Raw genomic sequence first — 11,697 nt, 5'->3', positions numbered from 1 at the left:
GCAAGAGCGTTCAGAACCTTGCCCTTGTCTGTAATCATAGTTGGAAGAATAACGTCAAACGCGCTAATCCGGTCTGTTGTAACAATGACCATTCTTCCATCTTCCAAGTCATAAACTTCGCGGACTTTTCCGCTAGCATATTTTTTCATATATTGAACTCCTGTTTTATAGAACGAAAGCATTATAAATCTTTTGCTGATTTGAATTCAAGTTAGTTTGTGTTCTGTAAAAATCCTTTCTTTGCAAGCGGAACTAGCATTCCTCCCATTGCATTTCCCAATGTCATTATAATCAGGCAGAAAAAGTTATGCGCTGTCCAAGTGCGGGAAACTGAAAAATAGAACATATCGGCAATGCTGTGCTCAAATCCGCTTAAAATGAACGCCATTACAGGAAGAAAAATTGCCAGAACTTTTCCAACAGGATTTTCAATTGTCTTGAATCCGTCCGCGGCAATGAACATGAGGATTCCGCAGAAAAATGACAGAACAAGAAGACTTAACGGCGTGTCTGCTGATTTTACCGCGCACATTGCGGCTGCCTTTTGCGCTATTGAGTTTGCCCTTGTGCAAAGAATGAGGGAGGCAAAAACAAATGTTCCTGCAAAGTTTCCAAGCCATATTAAAGCGACTTCTGCAATGTATGAAGGCTTTTTTTCAACAATGTAGCCGACTTTGCCGGTGTAAAGATAAAAGCCGAAGTTCAGAATTATAAAAAGTCCTGTTCCAAATAAAAATGCGCCTGCGATTTTGTTTTCGCACGAAAGAAATGCTGTTGCGCCAATTCCGATTGCAATTCCAGTCATAAAAGAGCGCAAGATGATGTTCAGCAATTTTGATTTTATTGAATTTTCCATGCGCCGATTCTACTTTTTTTTGTGATTTTTGTCTTTAGCGGAATATAATAAAATTCTTTTCTTGTGCAAAATAAATTGTAAATTTTTTATTGTATGATATACTTAGATAGTTTCAAATGTTTTCGTCTTTAAGGACGATTTATTTAGGGTTTATAAAAACCGTAAAAACGGCTGAGTCAAGGTCTTGAGCGTAAGCGTGCCTTGACCAGACGTATTTTTATTAGAATTATTGAAATAGGTTTAAATTATGAAAAAAAGAACCGGTGTTGTAGTTCCGCTTTCGGCATTGTACACAAAAGACTGCGCTGCCTGCGGAGATTTTCTTGCATTGAAAAATCTTGCTGACTTCTGCGAAAAGACTGGATTTTCTGTTGTTCAGCTTCTTCCTGTGAATGATACGGGAACTCAGTCTTCGCCTTATTCTGGGCTTTCTGCGTTTGCGCTTCATCCGCTTTTTATAAGAATTAATGCATTGCCGGAATTTGAAGCGGCTTTAAAGGGAAGCAAGCAGTTTTCTTCGGCGTACAAGAATTTTGAAAAGAATTTTACATATAAACGGCGGTTCGACTATGACGCTGTCGTGAATGAAAAAAATCAGCTTTTGCATCTTTTGTACAATTATATAGAAAAAACTTCTGCAAAATCAGACAACGAATCTATGCAGAAGCTTCCGGCTCAAATGGAAAAATTTATTTGCGCAAACAATTGGATTATTCCTTATGCGGTTTTCAAGAACATAAAAGACGAAAATATGCAGGCTTCCTGGAAAAGCTGGGACGAGCAAGTGCGCAACGTAAGCCGCGAAAAAATCATGCTCAAATGGAACAACAAAGCAAAAAAATCTAGCCACAATTTCTTTGTTTGGTGCCAGATGCGTGCAAGCGAACAGTTTAAAGAAAGCGCGGAATATCTTCGCTCAAAAGGAATAATTTTAAAAGGCGACATTCCGATTTTGATGAATGAAGACAGCGTTGACTGCTGGACTTATCCTGAATTCTTTAGACAGGACTTGCGCGCCGGTTCTCCGCCAGATGGAGAAAATCCGCTTGGACAAAACTGGGGATTTCCGACTTATGACTGGGAGCGGCTTGAAGCAGACGGATTTGCCTGGTGGAAAGACAGAATAAAAGTTTCATCTCAATATTATGATGCATTCCGCATTGACCACGTTCTGGGCTTTTTTAGAATTTGGGCAACAAAGGAGTCTGAAACAACCGCTTACCTTGGACACACAGTTCCGTATTCTGATTTTTCAAGAAAGGAATTGAATGACTTGGGATTTTCTGACGACAGAATAAAGTGGATTTCTGAGCCGCACATTCCGACTGGGCTTATTGAAGACATAACTTGGAACCATGACGAGGCGGTTGCGTTCCTTGAGCAAGTTTGCGACCGTGTGAACAACGAGGAGCTTTGGAACTTTAAAAAAGAAATTTCTGGCGACAAGGAAATTTATTCCAAGAAGTTCTGTGATGATGAGCGTAAAGATTCCGCAGTGAAAAATGCGCTTGCTGAAAAATGGCGCGACCGTTCATTGATTCAGATTAAAAAAGACAGATTCATAAAAGTCTTTACATTTGAAAAATCTTCAGCATGGAAAACTTTAAGCTGGGACGAGCAGGAAAAATTGAAAAATCTTTTTGCCCAGACGGAAGAAAAAGAAAACGAACTTTGGAAACAGCAGGCGCTCTCTACTTTGGGCGCGATTGTTCATGCTTCTGACATGATTCCTTGCGCAGAAGACTTGGGCGTTAATTTAAAAGTTATGCCGGAAGTTCTTCAGAAACTTGAAATTCTTTCGCTTAAAGTTGTGCGCTGGTGCCGCGAATGGGAAAAAGACGGGCAGCCTTACATTCCGTTTGACCAGTATCCGGCTTTGAGTGTTGCCACAACTTCTGTGCATGACAGTTCAACTTTGCGCCAATGGTGGAATTCTGAAAAAGACAGCGTAAGAGCATTTTTGTCTGCGCTCAAAACTGAAAACTGCCCTGATGCCAATTCAGCCTTTACTCCTGACATAGCGGAATTTATTTTGAAGACTGTTGCAAAATGCGCAAGTTCACTTCTTATAAATCCGCTTCAGGATTATCTGTTCCTTGAGCATTGCTTTTATCTTGAAAATGAAAATGACGAGCGCATAAATGTTCCGGGCAGTGTAAATAGTTTTAACTGGACTTATAGAATTCCTGCTTCAGTTGAAGAAATGTCTGAAAACAAATCTTTGATGAACAAGATAAAAACTGTAATTCAGCTGCACGACAAATAAAATAAAACTTTTTTATTGGAGTTAAATATGAAGATTTCTTACAATGAATTTCACATAAGCCGGAAAGTAAGAGAAGAATGCAATTTTGACGAATCTCTTTTTTCTTCTGCCGGAAATGTTGTTTTTGCAAATTTCAAGGCTGTGCATAAATTTCAGACAAAACTGAACGAGCTTTTTGACGAACGCGGTCAAAGTGAAAAAAAAGTTTCCGCAGGTTCTTTGAACGCAATGGGACTTATCGATGAAATTTTCCATTACGTCTGCATGATTTATAGAAGAGACAAAACACCTGATTGCTTTAAAAATCTTCTTGCTGACCTGGATAGAAATTTTTCAAAAGCCAAGATTGACAAATTGTTTTTGCAGTTCATGGAAGAGTTTCCTCCTGTTGAAGTGTTTAAAAAGAAAATTTCCGCGGAAGAATTTTTAGATCAGAACTGCATTGATGCCGGCACAAAAATGGAGCGTTCAAACCGTGAGCAAGTTTTGGAAGAACTTGTAATGCTTCACCTTGCAAATGAAAATCCTGCGTTTCATCCGTTTGCAATTTTGTTTGATGATTCAAATCTTGCCGCCAACGCTGACTACATTAAAACTTGGAATCAGATTAAGGCGTTCTTTTTGACTCAGCCTGTTTTTGGTCCTAAAAACAATTCGCTTATAAATATGCTTAAAGAACCAGTTGTTGCTTCTCCGACTTCTTTAAAAGGCCAGCTGGATTATATCCGCACTTACTGGAGCGATGTTCTTGGCGAATGGATTCGTCGTCTTCTTGAGGGAATCGATACAATTTCCGAGGAAGAAAAAGCTGCCTGGCATCCTACAAACGGCGGCGAGGTTTCTATGGAAGCCTACACTTACGATGAAGAAAATCTGATGAAAGAATACGAGAGATTCAGTCCTGACCGTGAATGGATGCCGAAAGTTGTTTTGATGGCAAAGACTGTTCTTGTATGGCTTTATCAGCTTTCTAAAAAATACAACCGCGATATTTCACGTCTTGACCAAATTCCAGATGAAGAGCTTGATGCTTTGCGTGATGAAGGATTTACGGGGCTTTGGTTGATTGGACTTTGGGAACGCAGTTATGCTTCAAAAAGAATCAAGCAGATAAACGGAAATCCAGAGGCGGCCGCTTCAGCATATTCTTTGCTAGACTATGAAATTGCAGGAAACCTTGGCGGATGGCAGGCTTTGGAAAATCTTCGCTACAGATGCTGGATCCGCGGAATTCGCCTTGCAAGCGACATGGTTCCAAATCACACTGGAATGGACGGAACTTGGGTTGTAGAACATCCTGATTATTTTATAACAACAAAGGAATGTCCGTTTCAGGGCTACACTTTTAACGGAGAAAATTTGAGCCGAGATGGTCGTGTTTCAATTTACCTTGAAGACCATTACTATTCAAAAAGCGACTGTGCGGTTTGCTTTAAACGTGTGGACAATGCGACAGGAGACGTTACTTATATTTACCACGGAAACGACGGAACTGGAATGCCTTGGAATGACACTGCTCAAATTGACTTTTTGAATCCAGTTGCGCGCGAAGCCGTTATGCAGCAGATTTTAAAAGTTGCCCGGAACTTCCCGATTATCAGGTTTGACGCCGCAATGGTTCTTGCAAAAAAACATATACGCCGCCTTTGGTATCCGGAGCCAGGACATGGAGGAGACATTGCAAGCCGCAGCCGTTATGCTTTGACTTCTGCGGAATTTGAAAAACGTATTCCAAATGAATTCTGGCGCGAAGTTGTTGACCGTTGCGCTCAGGAAATGCCGGACACGCTTTTGCTTGCTGAAGCATTCTGGATGATGGAAGGATATTTTACACGAACTCTTGGAATGCACCGTGTTTACAATTCCGCATTTATGAATATGCTTAAAAAGGAAGAAAACCAGAAGTACCGCGACACTGTAAAAAATACAATCAAATTTGATCCGCAGATTCTAAAGCGTTTCGTAAACTTTATGAATAATCCGGACGAAGAAACTGCCGTGGCTCAGTTTGGAAAAGGCGACAAGTATTTTGGAGTCTGCACACTGATGATTACAATGCCTGGTCTTCCGATGTTCGGACACGGTCAGCTTGAAGGCTTTGAAGAAAAGTACGGCATGGAATACACAAGAGCCTACAAAGATGAAAAAGTTGATCAGGATTTGATGAACCGTCATTGGCACGATATTTTCCCTCTTATGCACAAGCGTTATCTTTTTGCGCCTGTTGAAAACTTTTTGTTCTATGATGTTTGGGACAATGGAACTGTAAACGAAAATATCTTTGCTTACTCAAATGTTGTTGGCAACGAACGCACAATTGTTTTCTATAATAATAAGTATGACCGCGCTCAAGGCTGGATAAAGCAATCGTGCGAGTACGCTGTAAAAACTGGTTCAGATGAAAATGACAAAGTGATGGTTTCAAAATCTTTGGCTGAAAGCATGGGATTTACTTATGGCTATAACCACTATGTAATTTTCCGTGAGCACAGAAGCGGACTTTGGTTTGTGCGCAGAAGCGATGACTTGATTAACAACGGAATGTTTGTTGCTCTTAACGGCTTTGAGTATCAAGTTTATCTTGATGTGCAGCAGGTTGTTGACGGCGCGGACGGAAAATACTTTAAACTTAATGAGCTTTTGAGTGGCTCTGGTGTTCCTGACCTTGAAATTGCATGGCAGGAATTCTGCTACAAGGATTTGTTTGCTGCCCTAAGGAATTTTGTTACAAAAGAATTTATTCAGGACATTCACGCTTTGTTCTCTTGTGATTCTTCAAAAGAATTCAAACTTGAAAACAAAGAGCCTGTGTCGCTTAAAAAACTTCTAAAGTCTGTAAAAGAAGCTGCGCTTGCTTACTACGAAAAAGAAAACGAGTTTGCGCTTGAAGAAGAAAAACTTGCGTCTGAAAATTCCAAGAAGAAATCGAAATCAAAAAAGTCCGAATCGCCTCTTGAGCCTGAGCAGAAATTCAAGGCATTTGAAAAGTGCGTTGAATATTTGTACGAAGCTTATTTTGCGCCGGAAGATGAAGATTCTGCAAACAACCTTGAGCTTGAAATTTCTTCTGGAATCAAGTCGAATGAATTCAGCGCAGAAATTTTGTGTGCCTTTGCAGCAGTTGCTTCCGCTGGTGGTGAAAACTGCAAGAAGTGGGGCTATAGCCGCAAGCTTTCAGAGATAATTGAAAGCGCAGGTTTCTTTAATTCAGAAATGAGAAACAATTTTATCCGCATTTTTGAAAGCATGAAGATAAGTAGCTTAAACTTTGGAACTTCTGGATTTGTAAAGTCAACATACACTGTGGCAAAATCGCTTGTAGATTCTGAAAATTCATTTGTTCTTACAGGCGCAAATGAATTCAATGGAGTGCGCTGGTTCAACAAGGAAAAGATGGACGCCACGCTTTGGTATTCTTTTGCTTCTAACTGCATGACAAGCAAAAGAATTCTCCGCGAGCAGATTTTCAGGCTTTACAGAACTTTGTTTGCTTCAAAGGAACTTGCTGAATACAAGTGCGAGCAGTTTACAGAAGCCGTAAAGCCCGTAAAGATGCCAGCTCCAAAAACAGAGAAGGCAAAAGCAAAAAAATCTTCCGCGGAAAAAACTGATGCCAAAAAGCCAGCTGCAAAAAAAACTAAGAAAGATTCAAAGAGTTCAAAATCGAAATAACTGAATCTGTATCACCCGGGGCAATTGGAGCTTTGTCAAGTTTGACAGGCTTAAATGCCTCGATGATATTGTTTGGTATTGCAAGAGATTCCCCTAAGTTGTGCATAAGAAAATCTTTGCTAAGCGCAGGCGAGTCTCTTGCAACAAGAACAACTGCTCCGTCTTCTTCCGCGGCAATATCGCTTCTTTTTAGAACTGCCGCATAAGCTGCCGCTGTGTCGTGGTCTGCATAGACTTTGTATTGCATAAAGAGTTTTTTGCAGGCCGCTTCAACTTCCTTTTCTGAAACTGCCGCTGGGTAAACAAAACTTCTAAGCATAAGTGAGTTCGCCTTGAAAATCTGTTCAAGCCTTTCTATGTTTGAAGGTGAAGCCGGATCTGCAGGCGTGCGCTTTTCAAGAGAAACCATGCTGTTCATAACCATGCAGTTTCCGCCAGCATCAAGAGTTAGTTCTGGTGTGGAAGGAACAATGAATCCATTTACAGGAAGTGCCATTCTCCAGCCGTAAAGTCCTGAAACAAGATTTCCGTAGTTGCCAGCAGGAACTGCATAAAAAATGTCTCCGTTTATAATTTCCTTGAGCCGTGAAAATGCGAATGTGTAGAAAAATGACTGCGGTAAAAGCCTGCCGATGTTTGCTGTGTTTGCTACTGTCAAGCTGAGTTTTTTTACGAGCTGTTTGTCTGCAAAGATTTTCCTTACGATTTTGTGGCAGTCTTGTTCTGTTCCGTCTATTTCAATTGGATAAATATTTCCGCCGTTCCAAACAAAGTTTTTTTCATCGATTCCGCGAAGTTTTCCTTTTGGAGCAAGAAGCACAGATTTTAGAAGTTTTTTTCCGTCGATAGCTTTTGCCATGCACGCTCCGAGTTCGCCTGTGGTTGCATCGAGCAGAATGGCTTTTTTTCCGTCCATTTGTAGAATCGTTTCCAATGCGGAAGTTAAATAAGAAACACCGAAGTCTTTAAAAGTTCCTGTTGCGCCGTGATAAAGCTCAAGAATAAAAAGATTTTTGTCCAGCTGCCTGAAAACAGGATTTTTTGGAAATGCGTGAGTTGCAATGGCTTCGCAGATTACAGGACTGAACTCATCATTTATCATTGCGGAAGTAAGCGCGCCTGCAAGAGAAGCGAATGTTGTTTTTTCGTTTGTATAATAAATCCAGCGGCGCAAATCATCTGTGTCGTCTGGAACGTAAAGCCCGCCGTCAGAAGGAATGCAGTCCAAAACTGCCTGTTTGAATCCTACGATATTTTGGGCATCACGTGTGCTAAAAAATTTCATTTATGTATCCCCAACCATTTTTATTATTCAAAATAATAACATTTTTAGGGGCTTCTTTCAATTGAAAGACATGATATGAAAAATTTTGCTATTCTTGTTTTTGCTGTTCTTCTGGCTTTGGAGCAGGCGCAGAAGTAGTGGCAGGTTTTGTGGCGGCTTTTTTCTTCTTTGGCTTAGGTGGACGTTTTCTGTATCTTACGACATAGTTTCCGAGCGAGATAAAAAAAATTGTAAGAATTGCAGCTGTAATAACGCGTATATCTTTTAAAACTGAAATGCAAAGATTAACAAGAGCCGTAATGTCCATATTGAATTTATCGGCAGTTTTTAATATAAACTTACTTGAAACATTCAATCTTTTGTTGGAGCAAAAAAATGACTGGAATTATAGATTACAATGCTGGAAATATAAAAAGCGTGGAGCATGCGCTTGAATCCATTGGAGCTCCTTATATTCTTTCTGGAAATCCTTGCGATTTAGAAAATGTTGACCGCGTGATTTTTCCCGGAGTAGGAGATGCGGCTTATGCAATGAAGCAGCTTAAGCAGACTGGCTTTGATTCTTTTTTGAAAGACTGGGCGGAATCAGATAAACCGATTTTAGGAATTTGCCTTGGCTCTCAAATTGTGTTTGATTACAGCGAGGAAGGAAATACAGAATGCCTTGGACTTTTAAAGGGAAGCATAAGACATTTTTCTTCTTTAAAGAAAAATGGATTTGACACAAGCTTAAAAGTTCCGCATATAGGATGGAACAATGTTTCGTTTGCAAATGGAGGCTCTCCTCTTTTAAACGGAGTTGCGCAGGATTCAGATTTTTATTTTGTGCATTCCTATGTGATTCAACCGGAAGATTCTTCTATTGTGAAAGGCTATGCGGACTACGGAATAAAAGTTCCTGCCATAGTTGAAAAAGACAACATTGCAGTTTTTCAGTTTCACCCGGAAAAATCAGGAAAGCCCGGACTTAGAATCTTGAAAAACTTTGTAGCTTCTGACCTTTCTGCAAAGGAGGAATTTTAAAATGCTTAAGAAACGAATTATAATCTGCCTTGATGTAAAAGACGGACGCACAACAAAAGGAATAAAATTTCAGAACAATATAGATATTGGTGACCCTGTGGAAATGGCTGCTGAATATTACCGTCAAGGTGTGGATGAGCTTGTGTTTTACGACATAATGGCAAGCGCGCGCGGAAGAGGTCCTATTCTTGATTTGATTGCAAGGGTAGCTTCTCAAGTTTTTATTCCATTTTGTGTTGGCGGCGGAATCGGAACTCTTGATGACATACGCTCTACAATTCTTGCCGGAGCTGAAAAAGTTTCGCTTAATTCTCAGGCTGTAAAAAATCCGGAGCTTATAAAGCAGGGAGCACGCGTTTTTGGAAATCAGTGCATTGTTCTTGGAATGGATTCAGCAAAAGATTCCCAAATGCCAAGCGGCTACAGAGTTTACATTAACGGCGGAAGAACAAAAACTGACCTTGATGCAAGAGAGTGGGCGCAGAAAGCAGTTGAACTTGGTGCTGGCGAAATAGTTTTAAATTCAATTGATGCTGACGGAACAAAAGAAGGCTATGAGCTTAATCTTACAAAAATGATTGCGGAATCTGTGCCTGTTCCTGTAATTGCAAGCGGTGGCGGTGGAACTCCTTCTCATCTTGCAGATGTTCTTACCAAAGGAAAAGCTGATGCTGCCCTTATAGCCTCAATGGTTCATTCAGGAGCGTACACAGTTTCTTCTATAAAGAATGAGCTTTCCAAAGAAGGAATACCTGTAAGGCTTGTTTAAAATTTGCCTTAGCAGATTGCACCCTCGTAAATAAGTCCCTGTTCTCCGTCTATAGAAACAGAAAGATTGTCTTCAAGAATTTTGCAGGCATCTGGAACATTCTGTATATAGACAAGATTCGGATTTACAAGTTTCAGATTTTCCTCTTGCAAGTCGCTTCCTGATTCAGAAATAACTCCGTCTATAATTCTTAATACTGGAATAAGATCTTCTGTTATTCTTTCGCAAACAAGAATTGTCCTGTGGTTGAGCTTTACACTGTCGCGGATTTCAACAATGTCTTCCGCATGGATTATTCTTCCGCAGATTTTTTGTTTTTCGCTGTTGCAGAATCCGAATGAAGTTCCTCTTGCGATTATGTTTCCAACAACAAGCACTCGAATTGTGTTCACCATTAAAGGACTTGAAAGCGGAATTCCTGCGCACACAACGACTCTGTCTGAAAGTTTTACAAGATTGTTTTCAATTGCAAGCTTTACAGCGTTTTGAATCATCATGTCTGAATCTCCTGCGATTCTGCAAAGGACAGGTGTTACGCCCCACTGAATCATAAGCTGCCGCTGAACTTTTTTATCTGGAGTTACTGCAATTACAATTTGCTCCGGCCGGAAGCTTCCAATCATTCTTGCAGTGTTTCCATGCAGTGTCGGAATGATTATTGCCTTTGCCTTTATGTTCTTTGAAAGTTTGTATGCGCTGTGTGCAACCATGTGTCCTACTTCTGTTCCAGGAACATAGTCTGAGTCTATTTTTCTCATGTGCTCTTTGTACTCAAGAGAGTCTTCTGTTGTGCGGGCAATCAGCGCCATTGTCTTTACAGATTCCACTGGATATTTTCCGCCAGCAGTTTCCCCTGAAAGCATGAGCGCATCTGTTCCGTCAAAAATTGCGTTTGCGACATCCGTAAGTTCTGCTCTTGTAGGCCGCGGATTTACAATCATTGAGTCGAGCATCTGCGTTGCCGTGATTACAGGTTTGCCGGCGGTATGGCAGCATCTTATAATGGCTTTTTGAGCAAGCGGAATTCTTTCTGTTGGAAGCTGAACTCCCAAGTCTCCTCGCGCAACCATTATTCCGTCAGCCTCTCGCGTAATTTTTTCAATGTTGTTCAAGCCTTCTTCATTTTCAATTTTTGCAATGACACGGGCTTTTGCTCCTACGGATTTCAAGTATTCCTTAATCTGCACAACTTCTTCCGGAAAACTTACAAAGCTCGCCGCGACAAAATCAATGTCTTGTGTTGCTCCAAATTTCAAATCTTCCTTGTCTTTTTCCGACATGATTGGAAGCCCTGCATGAATTCCGATTAGGTTTACATTTTTTTTGCTGCCAAAAGTTCCCGCGTTAGAAGCCTTGCATATAATTTCTTCGCCTTCAATTTTTTGAACAACAAGTTCAATCAGTCCGTCGGCAATTAAAATTTTTATTCCCGGGGAAAGTTTTTTTGCAGCTTCTTTCCAGGAAATTGAAATTCTGCACGGTTTTCCTTCCGAAGCATTTACGCAAGTGCAGTCATCTGTTGTAACAATTACAGTTTCATCTGCGGAAAGTTTTATATTGTTTGTGCCGTCTATAAGTCCAGTTCGAATTTCAGGGCCTTTTGTGTCCAAAAGAATTGCAACGGGAACATCTATTTCTGCGGAAATTCTGCGCACTCTGTCCATTGCTTGCTTGTGCCAGTCGTAAGTTCCATGCGAAAAGTTAAACCTTGCTATGTTCATTCCTGCTTTTATCATTTCGCGGATTGTGTCGTCGTTGTCGCAGGCAGGTCCGATTGAGCATACGATTTTTGTTTTTCTTGTAAGCATTTTGTTCTCCGATAAAAA

The 11,697-nt window shown here is 40.5% G+C and carries 9 protein-coding genes; 4 read left to right on the top strand and 5 right to left on the bottom strand.

Translation table 11 applies throughout. The features are described from left to right. On the bottom strand, window positions 1-149 hold a 149-nt coding region (locus tag B4C08_RS09100), incomplete at its 3' end, for a phosphoribosylaminoimidazolesuccinocarboxamide synthase (RefSeq protein WP_296664679.1). Between the two features lie 62 nt (window positions 150-211). After that, entirely contained in the window at window positions 212-856 is a 645-nt protein-coding gene (locus B4C08_RS09095) for a formate/nitrite transporter family protein (RefSeq protein WP_296664677.1), read from the bottom strand. A 247-nt stretch (window positions 857-1,103) separates the two neighbouring features. Here B4C08_RS09095 and B4C08_RS09090 point away from each other — a divergent pair, with 247 nt between their 5' ends. Both B4C08_RS09090 and B4C08_RS09085 read left to right on the top strand, forming a co-directional pair. Next, window positions 1,104-3,122, top strand: a complete 2,019-nt coding sequence (locus B4C08_RS09090; protein ID WP_296664675.1) for a 4-alpha-glucanotransferase — start codon at window positions 1,104-1,106, stop codon at window positions 3,120-3,122. Window positions 3,123-3,149: 27 nt separating this feature from the next. Next, window positions 3,150-6,794 (top strand): alpha-amylase family glycosyl hydrolase, encoded by a 3,645-nt coding sequence (locus B4C08_RS09085; protein WP_296664673.1) that lies wholly within the window; start codon window positions 3,150-3,152, stop codon window positions 6,792-6,794. Here the strand turns inward: B4C08_RS09085 and B4C08_RS09080 are convergent. Then, window positions 6,760-8,079, bottom strand: a complete 1,320-nt coding sequence (locus B4C08_RS09080; protein WP_296664671.1) for a pyridoxal-phosphate dependent enzyme — start codon at window positions 8,077-8,079, stop codon at window positions 6,760-6,762. The genes B4C08_RS09085 and B4C08_RS09080 overlap by 35 nt on opposite strands. A gap of 88 nt (window positions 8,080-8,167) precedes the next feature. After that, window positions 8,168-8,386, bottom strand: a complete 219-nt coding sequence (locus B4C08_RS09075) for a hypothetical protein (protein WP_296664669.1) — start codon at window positions 8,384-8,386, stop codon at window positions 8,168-8,170. Between the two features lie 68 nt (window positions 8,387-8,454). Here B4C08_RS09075 and hisH point away from each other — a divergent pair, with 68 nt between their 5' ends. Then, window positions 8,455-9,102 carry an imidazole glycerol phosphate synthase subunit HisH gene (hisH, locus tag B4C08_RS09070; protein WP_296664667.1) on the top strand — a complete coding sequence of 216 codons (648 nt, stop codon included), beginning with the start codon at window positions 8,455-8,457 and terminating at the stop codon, window positions 9,100-9,102. Between the two features lies 1 nt (window position 9,103). Next, complete coding sequence (gene hisF, locus B4C08_RS09065; RefSeq protein WP_296664664.1) at window positions 9,104-9,871, top strand: imidazole glycerol phosphate synthase subunit HisF; 768 nt, start codon at window positions 9,104-9,106, stop codon at window positions 9,869-9,871. 8 nt (window positions 9,872-9,879) lie between these two features. Here hisF and pyk read toward each other — a convergent pair whose 3' ends face one another. Continuing rightward, window positions 9,880-11,679: a pyruvate kinase gene (gene pyk, locus B4C08_RS09060; protein ID WP_296664661.1), complete on the bottom strand. Its 1,800-nt coding sequence runs from the start codon at window positions 11,677-11,679 to the stop codon at window positions 9,880-9,882. Window positions 11,680-11,697 lie beyond the last annotated feature (18 nt).

The organism is Treponema sp. UBA753 (assembly GCF_002297325.1).
Taxonomy (GTDB): domain Bacteria; phylum Spirochaetota; class Spirochaetia; order Treponematales; family Treponemataceae; genus Treponema_D.
Note: the sequence above shows the minus strand (reverse complement) of the source record. Positions and strands in the feature narration are given on the sequence as shown.